Genomic DNA, 22,770 nt, shown 5'->3' with positions numbered 1-22,770 from the left:
TTTGATATCATCAAAGCTGCTCATGCTACCAGCCATTTGCTCGGCCAGTTTCTTAATGTCATTTTGGTTAGTCATTGATTATTCTCCTATTGGGAGATTATAAGCTGTTACACAGTTTTTAGGAAAGGCTCAATATTTTTGTTTACTTAAACACATATGTCTCAACCATCTTACACTTTTGAACAATCTATCCTATCTTCAGTCTTGCCAGCAAACGCATCATCAATATAATTAGCCCATTGATGCATCATGTCGGTACGATAAGGCAAGTGTTGAGCTCCATTGTAGGCTTTGCTTATTTTGTTTTCTTTTTCATGTGCTAGCTGTAGCTCTATAGCTTCGTGCATAAACTCTTGTTCATGTAAGGTAGTGCTGGCAAGTCCGCGAAATCCGTGCCCTGTCATTCTGCCTTTATAGCCCATGCGCCATAGGGCAGTAATAAAAGCATTGGTACTGTATGGCTTACGCGTCGATGGATTAAAGAAGACATACTTGTCCGAAAAGCCTAGCGTCTTGATTTGCTCTAAGATCGCCATTGTTTGCGGTGTAAGCGGCACTAAATGCGGTCTATCCATTTTCATTTTATCGGCAGGTATGCGCCATAACTTGTCTTTATAGTCTATCTCGCTCCATTCCATAAAGCGTAATTCCTGCGTTCTCACAAACGTATAGCACATAAACCATAAGCCTAGCTTTACCAGTACATCACCATCATAGGCGTTAATGTCTTGTAGTAGCTTTGGTAATTGCTGGCTGGTGATGCGACTATGGTGCTTTACCTTATGCGGTTTTAGTGCTTCAGTTAGGTCGTCGGCTGGGTTGAGGTTGGTTAAGCCCTCACGTATGGCTTGTTTAAAGATTTGCCCTGTTTGACGTATTGCGCGTCTTGCCATATCACTAGCGCCCCTAGCTTCGATAGCTTTACCAATAGCCAAAACATCAGGCGCAGTTATCTCATTTATATTCATATGACCAATGACGGGCTTAATGTCGCGCTGATATTGTGAGTAGTCACGGCTATGGGTAGTAGGTGCTATATGTGCTTTACGGTCATTATGCCAACACTGAGCTATCGTATCGAAATCCTTTGATCCGTCATTTTCTGCTCGTGTTTTTTTCTTATCGTCTTTTGGGTTAATGCCATCAACTATTAATCTTTTGATCTCAAGATTGCGCTGGCGTGCACTTTGCAGGCTCATTACTGGATAAGTACCGATAGTAAGGGTTTGCTGTTTGCCTTGCCAGCGGTAGGCGCTGATCCATGACTTAACGCCTGTATAACGCACCCATAATTGTAACCCTTGACCATCACTATGTTTATCAGGTCGTTTTGAGTCTATCGCTTTTTGGGTAGGCTTAAGATTTTTTATCTGTGTATTATTTAGACTCATGTTGGTATTATCCATTATGGTATCGTATGATACCAACGATAATACCAACATTTTAGACGGATTACCACGTTCTGTAACGGATAACAAATGCCTTTAAAAAAGGCTGATTCAGCTGAATGGCTTGCAAATAAAAGGGCAGACGGTCAATGACGGTCTGCCCTAATATTGTGTTTGGTCGGAACGGCAGGATTTGAACCTGCGACCACTACACCCCCAGTGTAGTGCGCTACCAGACTGCGCTACGCCCCGAGTGACTGACTATTTTACGCAAAATTATGTATATTGCAAGGGCTATTTCTAGCAGCCAAAATCTACTACATCATTCTACGCATCACAGCCAGTATTGCTATTGCGCAGGTAGCTTTAACCCAATAGCTCTTTTAGGATTTGGTTCACTTGCTGTGGGTTAGCACTACCGCGACTGGCTTTCATGACCTGACCGACTAGACCGTTAAAGGCTTTTTCCTTACCGCCGCGATACTCTTCTACCATCGCTTCATTTTTTGCGATGACTTCTTCGACCATCGCTTTGATAGCGCCAGTATCGGTTTCTTGCTTGAGGCCTTTGTCTTTGATGATTTTATCTGCTGCATCATCGCCATCGCCGCCTTCGCGCTCATATAGGGCACTAAAGACTTTTTTGGCCAATTTGCCAGATAGCGTGTCATCTTTGATACGCTTGAGCATGCCAGCCAACTGTTTGGCGCTGATAGGGGAGTCGATGATATCGGTGTCATCTTTGTTCAGCGCGCCGAGCAAGTCGCCCATGACCCAGTTGCCAGCCATTTTGGCATCTTGCTGTCCGATTTCAGCTACCACATCTTCGAAGTAATCAGCAATTTGACGACTACCAGTCAAGATACGAGCGTCATATTCTGACAGACCAAGCGCTTCTTCAAAGCGTGCGCGACGAGCGACTGGTAGCTCTGGCATTGCTGCTTTGATCGCATCAACCGTATGCTGCTCGATACGGACAGGGAGTAGGTCAGGATCAGGGAAGTAGCGATAGTCGTTGGCGTCTTCTTTGGTACGCATGGTACGCGTTTCATCACGCTCTGGATCATATAGCATCGTCGCTTGAACGACTTTGCCGCCATCTTCTAAGATATCGATTTGACGTTCGATTTCACGATTGATAGCACGCTCGATGAAGCGGAATGAGTTTAAGTTCTTTAGCTCAGTACGTGTACCAAGATCATCACCAGGTTTACGTACAGAGACGTTACAGTCACAGCGGAATGAGCCTTCAGCCATTACTGCGTCTGAGATACCTAGCCAAGTGACTAGCTGATGGATGGCTTTGATGTAGGCAAGTGCTTCGTGGGCTGAGCGCATGTCTGGCTCAGAGACGATTTCGATTAGTGGTGTACCTGCACGGTTCAAATCCACACCTGTCATACCATCGACTGCGTCATGGACAGATTTACCCGCATCTTCTTCTAGATGTGCGCGAGTAATACCCATACGTTTCGGATATTCGTTCTTTTCGCCTTCGTTGACGACGACATCGATATAGCCTTCACCCACGATAGGATTGGCCATTTGGGTGATTTGATAGCCTTTAGGCAAATCAGGGTAAAAGTAGTTTTTACGGTCAAACGTATTAAACAGACCCAGCTCAGCATTGACACCGATACCGAATTTTAATGCGCGATCGACCACACCAGCATTTAGCACTGGTAATACGCCAGGCAAACCCAAATCGACGATACTTGCTTGGCTGTTTGGCTCATGACCGAAATCAGTCGGCGCACTTGAGAAAATCTTACTTTCCGTATTTAGCTGGCAGTGAATCTCGATACCGATGACCACTTCATAGCCATCGACAAATAGCTCTTTACGCACGGCGTGTTCACGGACGGCATTGTTATCAGTAGTAGCTGTACTCATTATACCGTCTCCTTTGCGATGGTAGAGTGTTGTAGGTGATGATCAGTATGCTGCTGAAACAGATGCGCAGTCGTGAGCAGTTGACTCTCTTGCCAATGCTTACCGATTAATTGCAAGCCAATAGGGAGGCCTTCTGTCGTCAAACCAACTGGCTGACTGAGGGCAGGTAGACCTGCTAGGTTGACAGCGATGGTATAAACGTCACCCAGATACATCGTTGCAGGATCTAGGTCTTCACTAAGCTTATAAGCCGCAGTCGGTGCAGTCGGGCTAGCAATCACATCACAGCTAGCAAAGGCTTCGTCGAAGTCTTTTACAATTAAGCGGCGAATCTTCTGTGCTTTAGTATAATAAGCATCGAAATAGCCAGCCGATAGCGCATAAGTCCCTGTCAAGATACGGCGCTGTACTTCAGGGCCAAAGCCTTCAGATCGTGAGCGTGTATATAGATCGATAAGGTCGGTTGGGTTCTCACAGCGATAGCCAAAACGTACGCCATCGAAGCGTGATAGGTTTGATGATGCTTCAGCAGGCGCTAGCATGTAGTAAGTGGCAAGCGTGATCTCAGGATCAGTGATGTTCACTTCTACAATCGTTGCGCCCAGCTCTTCGTACTTCTTTAAAGCGGCACGTGCTGCTTGCTCGACTTCGCTATCAAGTCCTGTGCCGAAGTATTCTTTGGCCACACCAATACGCAAGCCAGCAAATGGCTTATCACCAGCAGCAGCTTGGGCATCATTGATGTCTTGTACGTAGTCAGGCATCTCGTACTTGATAGAAGTTGCATCGCGTGGATCATGACCAATCATTGGTTGAAGCAGATAGGCGCAATCTTTCGCGCTACGTCCCATGCTACCCGCTTGATCCAAGCTTGAAGCGTAGGCAATCATACCAAAGCGTGACACACGGCCATAAGTAGGTTTGATACCTGTTAGGCCACAAAATGAGGCAGGCTGGCGAATAGAGCCACCCGTATCACTACCGGTAGCAACAGGGACAAAACCAGCGGCAACAGCAGCAGCACTACCACCTGACGAGCCACCAGGGACACGCTCTAGGTTCCAAGGGTTCTGTACCGTACCGTAGTATGAGCTACTGTTGTCTGAGCCCATCGCAAACTCATCCATATTGAGTTTACCTAAGCTAATCATGCCTGCTTTGTCGATGTTAGAAACGATAGTCGCGTCATATGGTGAGACAAAGTTATGTAGCATCTTAGAGCCACAAGTGGTCAGTACGCCCTGAGTACAGAAGATGTCTTTGTGCGCCATTGGTACGCCAAGTAGTGGACGTTGGTCGCCCTGTGCACGCATCTCGTCTGCCGCTTTTGCTTGTGCGCGTGCTGTCTCAGAAGTATGAGTGATAAAGCTGTTAATCTTGCTGTCTAGCGCATCGATACGCTTGATGTAGTGTTCGGTTAATTCCGCGCTGCTAAATTGTTTGTTTTGCAAGCCAGTAATGAGCTGCTCGGTACTTAATAAATGAAGTTCAGACATAAGGTGTCGTCCGTCAAAATGTTAATAGCATAAAATAAAATGAGATAATGGCAAATGCGTGATTATATTATTCAGCCACTATTATTCAATCACCTGAGGCACTAGATACAAGCCTTCTTCTACGGCAGGCGCAACTGATTGATTACGCTCACGATTGATATCGTGTTTTGCCACATCAGCACGCAACTCTTGGCAAGCTTCATGAATATTGGCTAGTGGCTTGATGTCTGTGGTATCAACGTTAGATAGCGTATTCATCAGTTTTAATACTTTACTGATATCATCAGCATAGCTATCGGCTGTACTTTCATCGACACCTAAGCGGGCAAGGTTGGCAACTTCTAGGATTTCTTCACGGCTGACGTTGCTGTCAGACGTTGCTGGTTGCTGAGACATAGTTTCTCCAGTTAAGGACAGTTTTTGTTAGAGTAGTTGATTACGAAAAGGAAAATACGTAAGCGTTAAAATAGAGATAAATAATCAGTGGGCTTATTATAAAGCATCTGACTCAAGTTTACAGAGCATGACGCTTGATTGATGCACAATCTCAACCAACAGGCTGAATTGATAAAGACGTAATATTAAATAAGATATGGTGTCAGACAAGCCATAATGCCAATTAAGACACAATGATTTACAGAGAATTGCAAAACTGACCCCCTAATTCATCATTGTTCCTCAATTGCTCTCCAATTAGCTTCCAAAATACGTTACAGTATGCATCTGCTATTAAGCAAAACATTCATCTGCCTGTAGAGCCTTGTTAGTTATCAGATTAAATGATGTTTCATTGAGTTGAATGATATTCACTACTATTTCAAACTTTGTAACAACTTTTGGCGTCTAAGACAAAAATCCTTACTTACTGATGCAAATATCTATGTTTTTTTGAGCTAAATCGGTATAATTTAGCTCAGTTTTTTCATTTCATCATTATTGTTTGAATTTTGACTTGTTGGGATGATTAACTGTTGCCACAAGTAATGTTTAACGACGACCTGCTCAACACTGACGAGTAACACCTCAGTCAATCTCATTCGCCTCATTCGTAAGACGCTGGATATATTAGTCATGAACCTGTTTGGATTTTTATCAAATAATATCGCTATCGACCTCGGTACTGCGAACACCCTAATTTTTATTCCTAATAAAGGCGTCGTGCTTGACGAGCCTACGGTGGTCGCGTTACGAAGCAATCGTACTCAAAACCCGACCGTCGCCGCTGTTGGTATCGATGCCAAGCAGATGCTAGGTCGTACGCCTGCGAACATCACAGCGATTCGCCCGTTAAAAGACGGTGTGATTGCTGATTTTGAAGTGACGCAAAAAATGCTTAAGCACTTTATCGCTAAAGTAAAAGCCAAGCGTTTTATGGCACAGCCTAACGTCGTGGTTTGTGTACCATGCAAGTCTACTCTAGTTGAGCGCAAGGCGATTCGTGAGGCAGTATCATCAGCAGGTGCAAGCAAAGTACTATTGCTAGAAGAGCCAATGGCTGCGGCTATCGGTGCTGGTATGCCAGTTCATGAAGCCAGTGGTTCTATGGTTGTGGATATCGGTGGTGGTACAACTGAGATTGCTGTTATCGCACTGTCTGGTTGCGTATATGCTGAGTCGATTCGTATCGGTGGCGATATGTTTGATGAAGCGATCATCACTCATGTACGCCGTACGCATGGCTGTGTCATCGGTGAGACGACCGCTGAGCGCATCAAAAAAGAAGTCGGTTCTGCATTGAATGAAGACAGCCAACTAGAAGTAGAAGTTCGTGGTCGTAGCATGGCAGAAGGTGTGCCAAAGACCTTTACTGTCAATTCAGAAGAAGTGCAAAAAGCGTTGACTGATCCATTGAGCGGTATTGTTAGCGCTGTAAAAGTAGCACTTGAGCAGACTCCGCCAGAGTTATCATCAGACATCGCTGAGCGTGGCATCGTATTGACAGGTGGCGGCGCGCTATTACGTGACTTAGACAAACTTATCTCACAAGAGACTGGTTTGCCAGTGACGGTAGCAGAAGACCCACTAACCTGCGTTAGTCGCGGTGGTGGTATCGCGCTTGATTTCATCAATAACAAAAGTTTAAACATGATTTTTGTTTAAGTCATCTTTATCCTTAATTGCCCTATAGTATTGGCAATACATGATAATGACGATTTATGTGAATGATGAAACTATAAATATAGTCGGTTTAATATAATTTGGATACAAGAAAGCCGAGCGAAAGTACTATAAGTATTAGGCTGAGCGAGACTGACACCTTACCTAATTTATAGAAAATTGACTATATATAAAATTAAAGGTAGCCGATTGTGCTACCTTTAATTGCATTCATTCGTGCTAGAACCCCATATCCTCGATAAACACTCATGCTGTAAATAAGTGCTATTGTTCATTTTAGAATCCTTAAATCAGACGACTTATGACTCCAAGTATTTTTGCTCGCCAGCCGTTATCACTTCGTAAGACTGTTATCGTATTGATAGCAGCCTTAATTTTGATGTGGTTTGATAGCAAAAACTCTGATTGGTTTAAGCCAGTACGTAGCACCAGTCATGCCGCCATGCAGCCAATCTATGAGCTGTCTCTATTACCAAGCTATGCCAAGCATTGGGCTGGCGGTAGTCTGCAATCAAAAGAAGCACTGCGTCGCGAAAACATGCAGCTAAAATCGCAATTGATACATGCACATGCCAAGTTACAACAGCAAGATTATATTTTGGCACAGAATGCACGCCTGCAAGGTATTTTATCTACCACCAAGCCTGAGCAGTTCGATCTTAATTTGGCGCAAGTCATCGGCACAGATACCAACTTGCTCAGACAGATTGTCGTGCTTAATAAAGGGGAGCAAGATGGCGTACAAGTTGGGCAAACGGTCATCGATGAAGACGGCGTATTAGGACAGATTATCAATGTCTACCCGAATACTAGCCGTCTGTTGTTGATTACAGATGAGCAGCAGTCAGTTGCGGTTACTGTTAAGCGTACTGGTCAGCGCGCCATCGTTACAGGCCAAGGCATCCCATCTTCATTAAGTCTCAATTACGTCTTTAAGACGTCAGATGTGCGAGTAGGTGATGAACTAGTGTCTTCAGGACTGGGCGGTCGTATTCCGGCAGGTTATCGAGTAGGGCGTATCGCGCATGTCAAAGACGAGCAAACCGATAACTTTAGAACGATCGAAGTTACTCCAGCAGCCAACTTTATCGATAATGCTTATGTACTAATACTTCAAGACAAGCTACTAAATGAGAACAATGCTGCTGCTATTGCTCCATAGATAATGACGTAAGCCACAGTATTGACGGCTAATTAGCTGGCTTATTAACGTTTTAAAGCTTTCCATTTATGGTATTCATCTTGCCAATACTCAATCAACAATATCACCGCAACCATCAAACACTCGCTAAGGTAAGTACCTATGTCGTATCCTGATTCTGAGAATGCCACGGTACTATTGATAGTTGTGATTGTTCTGAGTTTCATCGTTGCATCATCACTCAATGTCTATCCATTAAGCCCAAGCATGGCCACACTGCGTCCCATGGTCATGATCATGGTGCTGATTTATTGGTTGCTGTTTCAGCCGCGCTATGTCGGCATTTTTACCGCATTTACGGTTGGACTGATTGCTGATTTATTGATGGATACGCATTTAGGTCAGCAAGCGTTCGCCGCTGTTGTGGTTGCACTGGTTATCAAAATTACCAGTATCTACGTCAGACAGTTGAATACCGTTAGCGCGTGGTTAATTGCTAGTCTAGGGCTGATTGTCTTTCAGTTAAATCTATGGATACTACAGATGTTTATTCAAAACGTCTTTGTCGCTCAGTCTGCTTTATCACTGTTTATGAGTATCCTCAGCTGGCCACTCGTGCTGTTTGCTTTACGCAAGTTTTCGCGTTAATGAGTCACTAGTTATAGCTGTTATTCTGATTAATAGCTTAGCTTGCTCGGCCCACAATACTGTATGACCACACACATCATAAATTTATAAATGAAGAGAATATCGATGGATATCGTTTTGGCATCTGGCTCTCCGCGTCGTCGTGAGCTACTAGAAAGAGCGCAACTAAACTTTACTATCTTGAGAGTGGATATCGACGAGACGCCGTTAGATAATGAGTCGCCGACAGACTATATCGAACGCATGGTCGCAACCAAAGCCGATGCTGCGATACAACAATTAAGCGATACCTCTCAAGCGGATCACGATAGCCTTACCTCACCGTTTATTATTCTGACCTCTGATACTATTGGCGTGCTGTCAGATGGTAAGACAGTATTGGTCAAACCTATCGATCGCGAGCACGCATATAGTATGTGGCAGCGTATGTCTGATAACGTTCACGAAGTATGGACTGCCGTTCAAGCGACTCAAGTACAGCTATTGCCTAAAGCAAAACCAAGCCCATCAGAACCTATACATTCCTTGCAAATTATTAATCAGCAGCGAATCACTGAGCGTACGGAAGTGACTTTTATACCATTGACGACACAAATGATGAGCGACTATTGGGACAGTGGCGAACCCGCTGATAAAGCAGGTGGATATGGTATTCAAGGACTGGGTGCGGCATGGGTCAGTCGTATCAACGGCAGCTATACCAATGTCGTTGGTCTGCCACTGGCACAAACGCTGGCACTAATCAAAGAAATGACAGAAGGCAGTATGGACACAGTCAACCCGTTATAATGGGATATGCACATAATGACACGGTAGGGTAATGGGCAAGAGCAAGTCGCATTTGTTACACTGTCAATCTAATAGGCGATGACCGTCTAATAAGAAAGCTGAGAGATAAGAGAAAAAACTATGTCCGAAGAGCTGCTGATTAATATTAGTCCAATGGAATCCCGTGTTGCGGTTTTAGACAATGGTATTTTGGGCGAGATTTATATTGAACGACATCACAAACTGGGGTTGGTCGGCAATATCTATCTGGGAACGGTCGTACGTGTCCTTCCTGGCATGCAGGCAGCCTTCGTAGATATTGGTCAATCACGGACCGCATTTCTACATGTCAACGATATGCAGCGTGAACCACGCCCCGTTGCAGAAAAAAACAAAGCTACTAAGGCCACTAAGCATGAGATAAATGAGGACGATGCGACTGCCAACGCTTCTGCTGATAGCTTGGCTGTGACACCGCCTATTGTCAGTGCGCAAAGTACAGAGATCGTACCAGCGTCTAAAACATTGATTCAGCATCGTCTGCATGAAAGTCAGCGTATTTTGGTACAGGTAACCAAAGACCAGTTAGGGAGCAAAGGTGCTCGTCTAACGACCAATATCTCATTGCCATCACGCTATCTAGTATATTTGCCATCGAGTGATCATATCGGTATATCGCAGCGTATCGATGGTGAAGAAGAGCGTAGCCGATTAAAGACTGAGCTTAGTAGCCTAATGCAGACGGTCAATCTAAAAGGTGGGCTGATTGCCCGTACCGCTGCTGAGCGCGTCCCTGTCGATAAGCTAGAAGAGGACATCTATTATCTATTGCAGCTATGGCGTACTATCTGTGCTCGTCGTCAAGAGATTAATCATCATCAGAGCTCAGAGCTGATCTATCAAGAACTGTCACTACCATTGCGTTCTATCCGTGACTTGGTTCACGTCGATACCGAAAAAGTCATCATTGATAATACGCAAATCTATGAGCAAGTCAGATACTTTGCCAAAGAGTTTGTTCCATTCGTTTATGATCGAATCGTGCATTATACCGCTGAGCAGTCGCTATTCGATGTACACCGTGTAGAAGATGACTTACGTGATGCACTAAAGCGCCGTGTCGATCTCAAGTCTGGCGGTTATCTGATTATCGATCAAACCGAAGCAATGACCACGATTGATGTCAATACAGGCTCTTTTGTAGGCGGTCGCTCATTAGAGGATACGGTTTATAAGACTAATCTAGAAGCCACACATGCTATCGCTCGACAGTTGCGCTTACGTAATCTAGGCGGCATTATTATTTTAGATTTTATCGATATGCTTGAGCAACAGCATAAAGATGACGTGCTTGAGAGCTTACAGGCGCAGCTTACCCAAGATTATGCAAAAACCAAAATTACGCAGGTTAGTGAGCTTGGCTTAGTAGAGATGACACGCAAACGCACGCGTGAATCATTGGGTCAGCAGCTTTGTGAGCCGTGCTCAACTTGTCAAGGACGAGGGTTTGTTAAAACCGCAGAAACCGTTTGCTTTGAGATTTTCCGTGAGATTATGCGCTGCGCACGCACTTATAATTCTCCCAAAAAGTTCACAGTGGTGGCTCATGCGGCAGTCATTGACTTACTACTCACGACAGAGTCAGACACAGTGGCCGATTTAGAGTATTTACTGGGTAGGGTCATTACTTTTGATGTAGAAAATCTATATACCCAAGAGCAGTATGATATTGTTTTAGATTAATATTATTCAAAACAAATGATAGTTCTAGATGGAAATATTTATTTAACTAAAGGCTAGTCTAAGAAAGAGCATCTCTAATCATACTAGAGATTGCTCTTGCAATACCTAAAATACTATGTATAATATACACCACTGAATTATATATGCGCAGCTGAATAAAAAAGCTGGCGCTATGACAGCTAGAGCATCGTTTCTAGCACTATTTCATTATGCCTTTGCTACTTTCCAATTAATAGGAGGGTTGGCGGGGCTTTAAACTATTTTGCTTTTGGCACGCTATAAGTTCGGATAAAGAACTCATTCTGGTTAAGAACAGAAGGCCGCTTTAAGTGAATATTTAACCAAACTGCTTTTGATCATGGTCTTGCGACGCAAGAATGACAAAGGCACATATTAGGAGCTTGCTGGCATGGCTAACCAGAGAATCCGTATCCGTCTTAAGTCTTTTGATCATCGTCTGATTGATCAATCTGCACAAGAGATTGTTGATACTGCAAAGCGCACCGGTGCGCAAGTTTGTGGTCCTGTACCGTTGCCGACTCGCATTGAGCGCTTCAACGTTCTAACCTCACCACACGTTAACAAAGACGCTCGTGACCAGTACGAAATCCGTACTCATAAGCGTATGGTTGATATCGTTCAGCCAACTGACAAAACTGTGGATGCGCTAATGAAATTAGATTTAGCGGCGGGTGTTGACGTTCAAATTGCTTTGGGTTAATGCACATTAAACACCCAACCCATTAATATAAGATATAAAGAGGTCTAAAATGGCGATCGGTTTAGTCGGTAAAAAGTGCGGCATGACCCGTGTCTTCACTGAAACAGGCGCATCTATCCCTGTAACAGTTGTTGAGGTCGATGCAAACCGCATTACTCAAGTAAAAAATACTGATGTAGATGGTTATCAAGCCATCCAAATTACCACAGGTACTCGTCGTGACAGCCGCGTAACAGCTGCACAAAAGGGTCACTTCGCTAAAGCTGGTGTTAAAGCTGGCCGTGGTGTTTGGGAATTCCGTGCCAACGAAAGCGATCTTGAAGGTCGTGAGATTGGTGGCGAGATTCTAGCTGACTTGTTCGAACAAGGTCAGATGGTTGATGTGACAGGACAGAGCAAAGGTAAAGGTTTCCAAGGCCCTGTTAAGCGTCACAACTTTAGTATGCAAGATGCTACTCATGGTAACTCAGTGTCTCATCGTGCGCATGGTTCAACTGGTCAAAACCAGTCACCAGGTAAAGTATTCAAAGGCAAGAAGATGGCGGGTCAGATGGGTAACAAACGTGTTACCGTTCAGGGCCTAGAAGTGATTTCGGTTGATGCCGAAAAAGGGTTACTTGTCATCAAGGGTGCTATCCCAGGTGCCACCGGTGGCGATGTTATCGTACGTCCGTCAGTCAAAGCCTAAGCAAGGGGATTAACGTGGATTTAAAAACAGTTACAGGTGCGGCGGTTGAGCTTTCTGATACGGCATTTGGTCGTGAATTCAACGAAGCACTAGTGCATCAAGTCGTCACCGCTTATTTAGCTGGTGCTCGCCAAGGTACACGCGCACAAAAAACACGTGCCGAAGTTTCTGGCGGTGGTATTAAGCCATGGCGCCAAAAAGGTACTGGTCGCGCTCGTGCGGGTTCTATTCGTAGCCCAATCTGGCGTTCAGGTGGTCGTGCATTCGCTGCAAAACCACAAGATTGGTCACAGAAAGTAAACCGTAAAATGTATCGCGGTGCGATGCAGTGCATCCTAGCAGAATTGATTCGTCAAGAGCGTCTGATTTTGGTAGAAGAGTTGAGCGTTTCTGGGCCGAAAACCAAAGAACTGATTGCTAAGTTAAACGATTTGAATGCACCTCGTGCACTAATCGTTACTAAAGAAGTTGATGAAAACTTATACTTAGCTGCTCGCAACATTCCACATGTCAATGTACTTGGTACAAATGAAGTGGACCCAGTGAGCTTGATCGCATTTGATAAAGTGATCATGTCAGTTGAAGCTGCGAAACAATTTGAGGAAGCACTAGCATGAATAACGCAAGACTTTATCAGGTCTTAAGAGGGCCTGTATTCTCAGAAAAATCTCAAATGCTTGGCGACTCACTTGGTGTGCAGGTATTTAAAATTGATTCTAATGCTACTAAGCTTGAAGTCAAGAAAGCAGTTGAGTTGATGTTTGAAGGTGTTGAAGTCACTAAAGTAAACACTTTGAATGTTAAAGGTAAGACAAAGCGTTTTGGTAAAAGCATCGGCCGTCGTAACGACTACAAAAAAGCCTATGTTACCTTAAAAGCTGGTCAAGATGTACAAATGGCTGATGCTGGTGAAGAAGTAGCGAATACTACTGATTCTACTAGTGAAACAGCGAATAACGAATAAGGATTACACTCATGCCTATCGTAAGAGCAAAGCCAACATCACCAGGCCGTCGTTTTGTTGAAAAAGTAGTGCATCCACACCTGTACAAAGGTCGTCCGTTTGCAGCACTTCTAGAATCAAAAAGCAAGTCAGGTGGTCGTAACAATAATGGCCGCATTACTACTCGTCACATTGGCGGTGGTCATAAGCAACATTATCGCATTATCGATTTCAAACGTACTAAAGACAATATCCCAGCAACGGTAGAGCGTATCGAATACGATCCTAACCGTACTGCTCATATTGCTTTACTTAAGTATGCTGATGGCGAACGTCGTTACATTATCGCTGCTAAGAAACAAGTAGTTGGTGATACAGTAATGTCAGGCGAGACTTCTCCAATTCGTCCAGGTAACTGCTTACCGCTAAAAAACATCCCATTGGGTACTGTGATTCACAATATCGAGCTTAAAATCGGTAAAGGTGCACAGATGGCTCGTTCTGCGGGTGCTAGCGTTCAGTTACTAGGTCGTGACGGTGTTTATGCTATTCTACGTATGCGTTCTGGCGAAACTCGCCGTGTACACGTAAATTGCCGCGCTGTTATTGGTGAAGTTTCTAACACTGAAAACAACTTGAAATCACTTGGTAAAGCCGGTGCTTCACGTTGGCGTGGTGTTCGTCCTTCTGTTCGTGGTGTCGCTATGAACCCGGTTGATCACCCACACGGTGGTGGTGAAGGTCGTAACAAAGGTCGCCATCCAACCAGCCCTTGGGGTCAGAAGTCTAAAGGACTTAAAACGCGTCACAATAAGCGTACTGACAACATGATCATCCGCCGTCGCGCCAAGAAGAAATAAAGGAAGAATTTCATGCCTCGTTCATTGAAAAAAGGTCCATTCATAGACGCGCACTTGTTTGCTAAAGTTGAGAATGCATTAGACACCAACTCACGCAAGCCAATTAAGACTTGGTCGCGCCGCTCGATGATTCTGCCACAAATGGTTGGCCTAACTTTATCTGTTCACAACGGCCGTACTCATGTACCGGTTATCGTGAGCGAGCAGATGGTTGGTCATAAACTAGGTGAATTTGCCCCGACTCGTACGTATCGTGGTCACGGCATTGACAAAAAAGCTAAGAGATAAGGTGCTTACCATGGAAGTAACTGCAAAATTACGCGGTGCCGCCATATCGGCACAAAAAGTTAGACTCGTTGCTGATGAAGTTCGTGGCAAATCTATTGAGCGTGCTTTGGATATCCTAACGTATAGCAATAAAAAAGGCGCTGTGTTTGTTAAGAAATGCCTTAACTCAGCCATCGCCAATGCCGAACATAATCACGGCTTAGATATTGACGACCTAAAAGTCGCTACTATCTATGTTGATGAAGGCATTACGCTAAAACGTATCCTACCACGTGCCAAAGGCCGTGCTGATCGTATCAGCAAGCGTACTTGTCACATCACTATAAAGGTAGGAGAATAAGTTATGGGTCAAAAAGTACATCCAATCGGAATTCGTCTTGGTGTTGTAAAAAAGCATAACGCAAACTGGTATGCTAACCCTAAACAATACTCAGAATACCTAATCAACGACATTCAAGTTCGTGAATATCTACGCAAAAAGCTAGACAACGCTATGATCAGCAACATCATGATCGAGCGTCCTACTGGCGCTGCTAAGATTACCATCGCCACTGCGCGTCCTGGTATTGTTATCGGTAAGAAAGGCGAAGATATCGAAAGACTTCAAAAAGAATTGACCAAAATTATGGGCGTACCTGCTCAGGTCAACATTGAAGAAATCACGTCACCTGACCTTGATGCACGTTTGGTAGCAGACGGCATCGGTAGCCAGCTTGAGCGTCGTGTTATGTTCCGTCGTGCGATGAAACGTGCGGTACAGAACAGCATGCGTTCTGGTGCTAAAGGTATCAAGGTTGAGCTGTCTGGCCGTCTAGGCGGTGCTGAGATTGCTCGTAGTGAATGGTACCGTGAAGGTCGTGTGCCATTGCATACACTCCGTGCTGATATTGACTACTCGTCAATTCGTGCAGAGACAACTTACGGCACCATCGGTGTTAAAGTTTGGATTTTCCGTGGCGAAATCCTTGACGGTATGAACAGTGTATATAATCCCGTCAAAGAAGAGCAGACTCGTGCGCCAAAACGCCGTGGTCGTGGAAACCGTCGAAACTCAGACAGAGGTTAAACTATGTTACAGCCAAAACGTACCAAGTTTCGTAAAATGCACAAAGGTCGTAACACTGGGCTAGCTCATCGTGGAAGCACCGTTGCATTCGGACAAATTGGTCTAAAATCATTGACGCGTGGTCGTATGACAGCTCGTCAAATCGAAGCAGCACGTCGTACCATCACTCGTAAAATTAAGCGTGGCGGTAAGATTTGGATTCGTGTATTCCCTGACAAACCAATTACCAATAAACCATTAGAAGTACGTATGGGTAAAGGTAAAGGTCCAGTTGAATATTGGGTATGCGAAATCAAACCTGGTAAAGTGCTATATGAAATTGAAGGGGTATCTGAAGAGCTTGCTCGTGATGCATTAACGCTCGCTGCAGCAAAATTGCCCTTTAAAACTACCATTGTTAAGCGGACGATAATGTAATGAAGATCAGTGAATTACGTGATAAATCATTAGAAGAACTGACCCAGTTACTTGATGAAAAGCAACTTGATGCTTTCCGTATTCGTATGGCTAAAGCAACTGGTCAGTTGGGTAATACCCATGAAGTTAGAGCCAATCGTCGCACGATTGCCCAGCTTCAGACTTTGATTAACGAGAAACAACGAGGCGACTCATGAGCGATAACAATCAAACAGCTACCAATGCTAGCGTATTGACAGGACGAGTTGTCAGCGACAAGATGGACAAGTCCATCACAGTTTTGATTGAGCGTCTGGTTCGTCATCCTTTGTATGGCAAGCAGCTTCGTCGTTCTACGAAAATCAAAGCTCATGATGAGAATAACGTTTGCCAACAAGGCGACCTTGTCCGCATCAAAGAAACGCGTCCAATCTCAAAAACTAAGTCTTGGACTTTAGTTGATGTGGTTGAAAAAGTAGAAAAAATCTAAGTAAATTGCATTAAAAGCCAGAAGCTGTTAAAATAGCCGCCTTTTTAAGGATGCTGATTGCGCCGAGCGTATATCACTCACATTAAGAGTAAGTCGCGGTTATTTATATTAAAATGCCGTCCTACTCATTCTGTGCTAGCGGCAGCAACTGGTTTTTATTGCTCATACGTGTGGAGTAACGCTATGATTCAGGTTGAGTCAATGCTGGAAGTTGCAGACAATAGCGGTGCAAGGCGAGTTCAGTGCATTAAAGTACTGGGTGGTTCTCATCGTCGTTATGCATCAGTTGGCGACATTATTAAAGTAACGGTTAAAGAAGCCATTCCTCGTGGTCGTGTTAAAAAAGGCGACGTGATGAATGCAGTAGTTGTACGTACCAAAAAAGGCGTTCGTCGTCCAGATGGTTCTGTGTTACGTTTTGATGACAATGCTGCGGTATTGTTGAACCAAAACAAAGCGCCGATTGCAACTCGTATTTTTGGACCGGTAACTCGTGAACTACGTGGTGATCAGTTTATGAAAATTGTATCACTAGCACCAGAAGTATTGTGAGGTAATCCATGTCAAAATTACGTAAAGGCGATACAGTTATCGTGATTGCTGGGAAAGACAAAGGCAAGCAAGGTACTGTACAAGCTGTAAAAAACGATCGTATTAAAGTTGAAGGCATTAATATTGTTACTAAACATCAGAAGCCAAATCAGGCAACTGGTGTTGAAGGTGGCATTCTTAAGCAAGAAGCTTTTCTGCATATCTCAAATGTCGCAATCTTAAATGCGCAAACCCAAAAAGCAGACCGTATTACTTATCAGTTTGGCGAAGACGGCAAGAAACAACGCGTCTATCGTTCAAGCGGTGAAGTAGTGGCGACTGCGTAAGACACTAAGGGTGTAATGGTAATGGCAAGATTAAAATCTTTATATAACGATGAACTAAAGCAGCAAATCAAAGAAGAGCTTGGTTTGGCAAATGTGATGCAAGTGCCTAAAATCACTAAAATCACACTTAACATGGGTGTAGGCGGCGCGTCTCAAGACAAGAAATTGTTGGAAGGTGCTGTAGCTGATATGACCGCGATTGCTGGTCAAAAACCTGTTGTCACCAAAGCGCGTAAATCAGTTGCTGGCTTTAAGATTCGTGAAGAATGGCCAATTGGCTGTAAAGTAACGCTACGCGGTGAGCAAATGTACGAATTTTTAGATCGTCTCGTTGCCATTGCAATTCCTCGTATTCGTGATTTCCGCGGTTTTTCACCTAAAGCCTTTGACGGACGTGGTAACTACTCATTGGGTATCAAAGAACAAATCGTATTCCCAGAAGTAGATTTTGACAAGATTGATCGTATCCGTGGTATGGATGTGACAATCACCACGTCAGCTCAATCTGATGAAGAAGGTCGTGCGTTGCTTAAAGCATTCGGCTTCCCATTTAAATAAGGTAAAGACGTTATGGCAAAGAAGAGCATGATTAACCGCGAATTAAAGCGCGAAAAAATGGTTGCTAAATATGCTGAAAAGCGTATCAAGCTAAAAGAAACTATCAGTGATATGACTGCAAGTGACGAAACTCGTATGGAAGCGATGTTAGAGCTACAAGCTCTTCCACGTAACTCATCACCAGTACGTCTGCGTAATCGTTGTGCTATCACCGGTCGTCCTCACGGTTACTTCCGCAAGTTTGGCTTGTCACGCAATATGCTGCGTGAGCGTGTCATGCAAGGCGATGTGCCTGGTGTTCGTAAAGCAAGCTGGTAAGGAGTAACTATATGAGTATGCAAGATACCGTTGGGGATATGCTAACCCGTATCCGTAACGCACAAATGGCTAACAAAGTATCGGTAGCAATGCCGAGCTCTAAATTACGTAAATCAATTGCTGATTTATTAGTTAGCGAAGGTTATGTGGCTAGCGCTGTTGTTGCTGAAGAAGAAAACAACAAAGCAACCCTTACTATTGAATTGAAATATTTCGAAGGCCGTGCTGTCATCGAGACTATCCAACGTTATAGCCGTCCTGGTTTACGCCAGTTCCGCGGTAAAGACGCTATCCCTACTGTTAAGCAAGGTATGGGTGTTGCTATCGTATCTACTAGCCAAGGTATCATGAGCGATCGTGCTGCACGCGCTGCTGGTATCGGTGGTGAAATCGTCGCATTTGTAGCGTAAGCTAAACGACGATGAAGTCTATTTGATGGTTGTTAGGCTTCTATCGGTTGAGTAATATTAAATTATTTTGAATTGATAGATGTCTAACACAGTCAACTATGCTAAACTAACACGCTTTTTAGCCTGTTAGTTTTTTCGCTAATATAAAGAAGTTAAATTTTTTAAGGAATATTCCTATGTCTCGTGTGGCTAAAGCCCCAGTGACGCTGCCAAACGGCGTAAGCGTTACTTTGAACGATCGGCAGGTCGAAGTTAAAGGCAAGAACGGTTCTATGTCTTTACGCCTGCATGAATTGGTCGAGCTGAAACAGGAAGATGATGCTATCATTTTCTCACCTACAGTCGATTCAAAAGAAGCTATGATGCACACTGGCACCATGCGCGCTCTTGTTAACAACTATGTTACTGGCGTAAATGAAGGCTTTGAAAGACGTCTTCAGTTGATTGGTGTTGGTTATCGCGCGCAAGTTACTGGTAACAAGGTAACCTTGAACGTTGGTTATTCTCATCCAGTAGAGTATACGTTACCTGAAGGTGTATCAGCTGAAACGCCAACGCAAACTGAAATTGTTTTGAAATCAAACAATAAACAGCAGCTTGGTCAAGCAGCCGCCAACATCCGTGGTTTCCGCCCACCTGAGCCTTATAAAGGCAAAGGTATTCGTTATAGTGACGAGCATGTGATTCGCAAAGAAGCTAAGAAAAAATAAGGTGAGTTGAAATGTTTGATAAAAAAGCAGCTCGTCTGCGTCGAGCTAAGAAAACACGCGCGCATATCCGTTTCTTAGGCGTTCATCGCTTAACGGTTAACCGCACGTCAAAACATATTTATGCCCAGATTATCTCTCCAAATGGTGGTGAAGTGATTGCTCAGGCATCTACCTTAGACAGCAGCTTGCGTTCAGGCGCGACTGGTAATGCTGATTCAGCAACGTCTGTAGGCCAAATGATCGCAGAACGCGCAAAAGCAGCTGGCATTACTAAAGTTGCCTTTGACCGTAGTGGTTTCAAATATCATGGTCGAGTTAAAGCTTTAGCAGAAGCTGCTCGCGAAAACGGATTGGAGTTTTAATCATGGCTAGAAATGATAAAAATGATAAAAATGAACAGACTGACGGTCTAGTAGAACGCTTAGTTACCGTTGATCGCGTAGCGAAAGTTGTTAAAGGTGGTCGTATTTTCTCTTTCACTGCATTAACTGTAGTGGGCGATGGCAATGGTCGTGTAGGTTTTGGTCGTGGTAAAGCACGTGAAGTGCCAGCTGCTATCCAAAAAGCACTAGAAGCTGCCAAACGTAATATGATTACTGTTGAGCTAAATGATGCAACTTTGCATCATCCAATCAAAGCACGTCATGGTGCTAGTAAAGTCTACATGCAACCTGCATCTGAAGGTACTGGCGTAATCGCTGGTGGCGCAATGCGTGCTGTATTAGAAGTTGCTGGTGTCAAAGATGTTTTGACTAAATGTTATGGTTCTACCAATACTGCTAACGTTGTTCGCGCAACGTTTAACGGTTTACGTGATATGTCAACTCCAGAGAAGATGGCAGCTAAACGTGGTAAATCTGTAGACGAAATCTTGGGTTAACTTAGACTAGGTGAGTTACGATGAAAAAAATGAAAGTCACTCAATTTAAATCGGGTGCCCATCGCCTAAAGAGCCACAAAGCGAGCTTGAAAGGATTGGGTTTACGCCGTATTAATCATACTGTAGTAGTAGAAGATACTCCTTCGACTCGTGGTATGGTCAATCGCGTTAACTACATGGTAAAAGTGGAGGAAGCGTAATGGGTCTTAGATTAAATGAATTATCACCAGGTGTTGGCGCAAAGAAAACTGCCCAACGTCGTGGTCGTGGTATCGGTTCAGGTCTTGGTAAGACTGGTGGTCGTGGTGTAAAAGGTCAGAAATCTCGTTCAGGTTCTAGCATTCGCTCAGGATTTGAAGGTGGTCAAATGCCTTTATATCGTCGTCTACCAAAATTTGGTTTTACCAGTAAACTGGCTATGAAGACTGCTGAAGTACGTCTTTCTGAACTGAATAAAATTGAAGGCGATGTAGTTAGCCTTGAAACACTTAAAGCTGCTAACCTTATCCGTCACGATATGAAGCGTGCTCGTGTAATGCTATCAGGCGAAGTCACTAAAGCTTATACTTTCAAAGGTATTAAAGTGACTAAAGGTGCTAAGCAAGCTATCGAAGCTGCTGGTGGTAGCATCGAGGAGTAGTAACGTGTCAAAACAATCAATGTCATCGGCTGGTATACCGCTTAATCCATTCGCATTTATACGTAAGTATGATGAGCTATGGACGCGTTTATTATTTTTAATCGGCGCATTGATTGTTTATCGTTTAGGGTCACATATTCCAGTTCCGGGTATTAACCCAGTTAACTTGGCTGATCTGTTTTCGCGCAACGAAAACACCATTTTGAGCATGTTTAATATGTTCTCAGGTGGTGCGCTAGAGCGTATGTCTATCATGGCACTTGGCATTATGCCATATATCTCAGCATCGATTATCGTACAGATGATGTCTGCAGTATTGCCATCGCTTGAAGCCCTCAAAAAAGAAGGTGAAGCGGGACGACGCAAGTTAAACAAGTATACCCGTCAGGGAACGCTTGCTTTAGCCCTAGTACAGTCATTAGGAATGTGTGCCGGCTTAATCAGCCAAAACCTTACTTTATCTACTGGTCTTACCTTTTATATTCCAGCTGTTACTTCTTTGGTAGCAGGCGCAATGTTCTTAATGTGGCTTGGTGAGCAGATTACAGAGCGCGGCGTAGGTAATGGTATTTCAATGCTCATTTTTGCGAGTATTGTGGCTGGTACGCCAGGTATGATTTCGCAGTCTATTGAACAGGTCAATCAAGGTCAGATGAACTTGATTGTGCTATTTATTTTTGTACTGCTAGGTATCGCGGTTACTGCGGGTATCGTTTATATTGAACGTGCTCAACGCCGTGTTCCTGTGAACTATGCACAAAAACAGCAACAAGGTCGCAAAATTTATGCTCAGCAGCAATCACATTTGCCGCTCAAGCTTAATATGGCAGGGGTTATTCCAGCTATTTTTGCCAGTTCTTTGTTATTGTTTCCTGCAAGTTTAGGGCAGTGGGTTGGTCAATCGACTGATCCTACCTTTGTACAGAAAATACTTCAAAATATGGCATTGGTGTTGTCTCCAGGGCAGCCGCTATATTTGGTACTGTTTGGCGCAATGATTATTTTCTTCTGTTATTTTTATACGGCATTGGTATTTAGTCCGCGTGAAGTAGCAGAGAACCTTAAACGTAGTGGTGCGTATATCCCAGGTATTCGCCCAGGACAACAAACTCAGCGTTACCTCGATCATGTATTAAACCGACTGACCTTTATTGGCGCGATGTATATGACGGTTATTTGTTTAATGCCAATGGTCGTCCAGTCATCGTTTGGTGTGCCGTTTCAACTCGGTGGTACGTCTTTACTGATTATGGTGGTTGTGGTAATGGACTTCATCTCGCAGATTCAAGCGCATTTGATGACCCATCAATATCATGATCAGACGTTAATTCAATCGCCCACTCAACCTTAAATGAGCGGCACGATATTTCAAGGAGCATGCTATGAAAGTTCAAGCATCAGTTAAAAAGATTTGTGGTAGCTGTAAAGTTGTGCGCCGTAAAGGCCGTGTACATATTATTTGTACAGCAGAACCTCGCCACAAGCAACGTCAAGGTTAATATTTAGTATTAGAAAACGTTTAGTTTTCGTTGCTAATTAAATTAATACTTGAAAAACAACGGCGGATGCGATATCATCCGCCACTTGCCGTGTTTATACAAAATCTTTTATAATAGAATCGATGAGCAGACTTATAGTCAAAACATCGATAATGACTATAAAAGCTCTAGTATTAACAGCAACAAATCTGAAGAGTAAAGCCTTATCGCTAGATAACGCTTATTTTTCT

General features: G+C 43.9%; 32 protein-coding genes and 1 tRNA gene. 28 read left to right on the top strand and 5 right to left on the bottom strand.

The window, feature by feature from the left end:
• Positions 1 to 170: 170 nt before the first annotated feature.
• The 5 genes from CXF61_RS11310 to gatC all read right to left on the bottom strand — a co-directional run bounded on the left by CXF61_RS11310 (position 171) and on the right by gatC (position 5,173).
• A complete protein-coding gene (locus tag CXF61_RS11310) occupies positions 171 to 1,406 on the bottom strand; it encodes a tyrosine-type recombinase/integrase (RefSeq protein WP_227526671.1) in 1,236 nt (411 codons plus the stop codon).
• Positions 1,407 to 1,563: 157 nt separating this feature from the next.
• Positions 1,564 to 1,640: transfer RNA gene (locus tag CXF61_RS11305), tRNA-Pro, on the bottom strand.
• Between the two features lie 114 nt (positions 1,641 to 1,754).
• On the bottom strand, positions 1,755 to 3,281 hold the full coding sequence (gene gatB / locus CXF61_RS11300) for an Asp-tRNA(Asn)/Glu-tRNA(Gln) amidotransferase subunit GatB (protein WP_165598254.1): 1,527 nt from the start codon (positions 3,279 to 3,281) through the stop codon (positions 1,755 to 1,757).
• A complete protein-coding gene (gene gatA / locus CXF61_RS11295) occupies positions 3,281 to 4,777 on the bottom strand; it encodes an Asp-tRNA(Asn)/Glu-tRNA(Gln) amidotransferase subunit GatA (RefSeq protein ID WP_165598253.1) in 1,497 nt (498 codons plus the stop codon). The genes gatB and gatA overlap by 1 nt, the downstream gene beginning before the upstream one ends.
• A gap of 81 nt (positions 4,778 to 4,858) precedes the next feature.
• On the bottom strand, positions 4,859 to 5,173 hold the full coding sequence (gene gatC, locus CXF61_RS11290) for an Asp-tRNA(Asn)/Glu-tRNA(Gln) amidotransferase subunit GatC (RefSeq protein WP_057758683.1): 315 nt from the start codon (positions 5,171 to 5,173) through the stop codon (positions 4,859 to 4,861).
• A 675-nt stretch (positions 5,174 to 5,848) separates the two neighbouring features.
• On the opposite strand from gatC, the gene CXF61_RS11285 reads away from it, so the two are divergent.
• The 28 genes from CXF61_RS11285 to rpmJ all read left to right on the top strand — a co-directional run bounded on the left by CXF61_RS11285 (position 5,849) and on the right by rpmJ (position 22,540).
• Positions 5,849 to 6,877 carry a rod shape-determining protein gene (locus CXF61_RS11285; RefSeq protein ID WP_082624553.1) on the top strand — a complete coding sequence of 343 codons (1,029 nt, stop codon included), beginning with the start codon at positions 5,849 to 5,851 and terminating at the stop codon, positions 6,875 to 6,877.
• Positions 6,878 to 7,196: 319 nt separating this feature from the next.
• Positions 7,197 to 8,057, top strand: a complete 861-nt coding sequence (gene mreC, locus CXF61_RS11280; RefSeq protein ID WP_102077941.1) for a rod shape-determining protein MreC — start codon at positions 7,197 to 7,199, stop codon at positions 8,055 to 8,057.
• 141 nt (positions 8,058 to 8,198) lie between these two features.
• Positions 8,199 to 8,684 (top strand): rod shape-determining protein MreD, encoded by a 486-nt coding sequence (gene mreD, locus CXF61_RS11275; RefSeq protein ID WP_165598252.1) that lies wholly within the window; start codon positions 8,199 to 8,201, stop codon positions 8,682 to 8,684.
• Positions 8,685 to 8,789: 105 nt separating this feature from the next.
• Positions 8,790 to 9,473 carry a Maf family protein gene (locus CXF61_RS11270; RefSeq protein ID WP_193834215.1) on the top strand — a complete coding sequence of 228 codons (684 nt, stop codon included), beginning with the start codon at positions 8,790 to 8,792 and terminating at the stop codon, positions 9,471 to 9,473.
• Positions 9,474 to 9,593: 120 nt separating this feature from the next.
• Positions 9,594 to 11,195: an Rne/Rng family ribonuclease gene (locus CXF61_RS11265; RefSeq protein ID WP_165598250.1), complete on the top strand. Its 1,602-nt coding sequence runs from the start codon at positions 9,594 to 9,596 to the stop codon at positions 11,193 to 11,195.
• Positions 11,196 to 11,604: 409 nt separating this feature from the next.
• Complete coding sequence (rpsJ, locus tag CXF61_RS11260; protein WP_010196670.1) at positions 11,605 to 11,916, top strand: 30S ribosomal protein S10; 312 nt, start codon at positions 11,605 to 11,607, stop codon at positions 11,914 to 11,916.
• A 49-nt stretch (positions 11,917 to 11,965) separates the two neighbouring features.
• A complete protein-coding gene (gene rplC, locus CXF61_RS11255) occupies positions 11,966 to 12,604 on the top strand; it encodes a 50S ribosomal protein L3 (protein WP_057758696.1) in 639 nt (212 codons plus the stop codon).
• Between the two features lie 14 nt (positions 12,605 to 12,618).
• Positions 12,619 to 13,221: a 50S ribosomal protein L4 gene (gene rplD, locus CXF61_RS11250; protein ID WP_057758698.1), complete on the top strand. Its 603-nt coding sequence runs from the start codon at positions 12,619 to 12,621 to the stop codon at positions 13,219 to 13,221.
• Positions 13,218 to 13,568, top strand: a complete 351-nt coding sequence (rplW, locus tag CXF61_RS11245) for a 50S ribosomal protein L23 (protein ID WP_057758700.1) — start codon at positions 13,218 to 13,220, stop codon at positions 13,566 to 13,568. The genes rplD and rplW overlap by 4 nt, the downstream gene beginning before the upstream one ends.
• A gap of 11 nt (positions 13,569 to 13,579) precedes the next feature.
• A complete protein-coding gene (gene rplB / locus CXF61_RS11240) occupies positions 13,580 to 14,407 on the top strand; it encodes a 50S ribosomal protein L2 (RefSeq protein ID WP_057758702.1) in 828 nt (275 codons plus the stop codon).
• A gap of 12 nt (positions 14,408 to 14,419) precedes the next feature.
• Positions 14,420 to 14,695 carry a 30S ribosomal protein S19 gene (gene rpsS / locus CXF61_RS11235; protein ID WP_010196682.1) on the top strand — a complete coding sequence of 92 codons (276 nt, stop codon included), beginning with the start codon at positions 14,420 to 14,422 and terminating at the stop codon, positions 14,693 to 14,695.
• A gap of 10 nt (positions 14,696 to 14,705) precedes the next feature.
• Positions 14,706 to 15,035, top strand: a complete 330-nt coding sequence (gene rplV / locus CXF61_RS11230) for a 50S ribosomal protein L22 (protein WP_021813373.1) — start codon at positions 14,706 to 14,708, stop codon at positions 15,033 to 15,035.
• A 3-nt stretch (positions 15,036 to 15,038) separates the two neighbouring features.
• Positions 15,039 to 15,761 carry a 30S ribosomal protein S3 gene (gene rpsC, locus CXF61_RS11225; RefSeq protein ID WP_057758704.1) on the top strand — a complete coding sequence of 241 codons (723 nt, stop codon included), beginning with the start codon at positions 15,039 to 15,041 and terminating at the stop codon, positions 15,759 to 15,761.
• Between the two features lie 3 nt (positions 15,762 to 15,764).
• Positions 15,765 to 16,178 (top strand): 50S ribosomal protein L16, encoded by a 414-nt coding sequence (gene rplP, locus CXF61_RS11220; protein ID WP_025644399.1) that lies wholly within the window; start codon positions 15,765 to 15,767, stop codon positions 16,176 to 16,178.
• Positions 16,178 to 16,375 carry a 50S ribosomal protein L29 gene (gene rpmC, locus CXF61_RS11215; protein WP_025644397.1) on the top strand — a complete coding sequence of 66 codons (198 nt, stop codon included), beginning with the start codon at positions 16,178 to 16,180 and terminating at the stop codon, positions 16,373 to 16,375. The genes rplP and rpmC overlap by 1 nt, the downstream gene beginning before the upstream one ends.
• Positions 16,372 to 16,647, top strand: a complete 276-nt coding sequence (gene rpsQ / locus CXF61_RS11210) for a 30S ribosomal protein S17 (RefSeq protein WP_021813375.1) — start codon at positions 16,372 to 16,374, stop codon at positions 16,645 to 16,647. Before rpmC ends, rpsQ begins: the two co-directional genes overlap by 4 nt.
• Positions 16,648 to 16,830: 183 nt before the next feature.
• Complete coding sequence (rplN, locus tag CXF61_RS11205) at positions 16,831 to 17,199, top strand: 50S ribosomal protein L14 (RefSeq protein ID WP_010196702.1); 369 nt, start codon at positions 16,831 to 16,833, stop codon at positions 17,197 to 17,199.
• Between the two features lie 8 nt (positions 17,200 to 17,207).
• Positions 17,208 to 17,525: a 50S ribosomal protein L24 gene (gene rplX, locus CXF61_RS11200; RefSeq protein ID WP_101204866.1), complete on the top strand. Its 318-nt coding sequence runs from the start codon at positions 17,208 to 17,210 to the stop codon at positions 17,523 to 17,525.
• A gap of 21 nt (positions 17,526 to 17,546) precedes the next feature.
• Complete coding sequence (rplE, locus tag CXF61_RS11195; protein ID WP_101204865.1) at positions 17,547 to 18,083, top strand: 50S ribosomal protein L5; 537 nt, start codon at positions 17,547 to 17,549, stop codon at positions 18,081 to 18,083.
• A 12-nt stretch (positions 18,084 to 18,095) separates the two neighbouring features.
• Positions 18,096 to 18,401, top strand: a complete 306-nt coding sequence (rpsN, locus tag CXF61_RS11190) for a 30S ribosomal protein S14 (RefSeq protein ID WP_010196705.1) — start codon at positions 18,096 to 18,098, stop codon at positions 18,399 to 18,401.
• An 11-nt stretch (positions 18,402 to 18,412) separates the two neighbouring features.
• A complete protein-coding gene (gene rpsH / locus CXF61_RS11185) occupies positions 18,413 to 18,811 on the top strand; it encodes a 30S ribosomal protein S8 (protein ID WP_101204864.1) in 399 nt (132 codons plus the stop codon).
• A 176-nt stretch (positions 18,812 to 18,987) separates the two neighbouring features.
• Positions 18,988 to 19,521, top strand: a complete 534-nt coding sequence (gene rplF, locus CXF61_RS11180; RefSeq protein ID WP_057758710.1) for a 50S ribosomal protein L6 — start codon at positions 18,988 to 18,990, stop codon at positions 19,519 to 19,521.
• An 11-nt stretch (positions 19,522 to 19,532) separates the two neighbouring features.
• A complete protein-coding gene (rplR, locus tag CXF61_RS11175; RefSeq protein ID WP_057758713.1) occupies positions 19,533 to 19,883 on the top strand; it encodes a 50S ribosomal protein L18 in 351 nt (116 codons plus the stop codon).
• 2 nt (positions 19,884 to 19,885) lie between these two features.
• Positions 19,886 to 20,401, top strand: a complete 516-nt coding sequence (gene rpsE, locus CXF61_RS11170; RefSeq protein WP_057758716.1) for a 30S ribosomal protein S5 — start codon at positions 19,886 to 19,888, stop codon at positions 20,399 to 20,401.
• A 20-nt stretch (positions 20,402 to 20,421) separates the two neighbouring features.
• A complete protein-coding gene (rpmD, locus tag CXF61_RS11165; protein WP_057758718.1) occupies positions 20,422 to 20,601 on the top strand; it encodes a 50S ribosomal protein L30 in 180 nt (59 codons plus the stop codon).
• Positions 20,601 to 21,041: a 50S ribosomal protein L15 gene (gene rplO / locus CXF61_RS11160; protein WP_057758719.1), complete on the top strand. Its 441-nt coding sequence runs from the start codon at positions 20,601 to 20,603 to the stop codon at positions 21,039 to 21,041. Before rpmD ends, rplO begins: the two co-directional genes overlap by 1 nt.
• Before the next feature lie 19 nt (positions 21,042 to 21,060).
• Positions 21,061 to 22,392, top strand: coding sequence for a preprotein translocase subunit SecY (secY, locus tag CXF61_RS11155; RefSeq protein ID WP_166739245.1), 1,332 nt, complete (start codon positions 21,061 to 21,063; stop codon positions 22,390 to 22,392).
• Positions 22,393 to 22,423: 31 nt separating this feature from the next.
• On the top strand, positions 22,424 to 22,540 hold the full coding sequence (gene rpmJ / locus CXF61_RS11150; RefSeq protein WP_010196721.1) for a 50S ribosomal protein L36: 117 nt from the start codon (positions 22,424 to 22,426) through the stop codon (positions 22,538 to 22,540).
• Positions 22,541 to 22,770: the final 230 nt, after the last annotated feature.

The organism is Psychrobacter sp. 4Dc (assembly GCF_002836715.1).
Taxonomy (GTDB): Bacteria; Pseudomonadota; Gammaproteobacteria; order Pseudomonadales; family Moraxellaceae; genus Psychrobacter.
The sequence above is the reverse complement of the archived record's forward strand: the minus strand, read 5'-3'. Positions and strand labels throughout refer to the sequence as shown.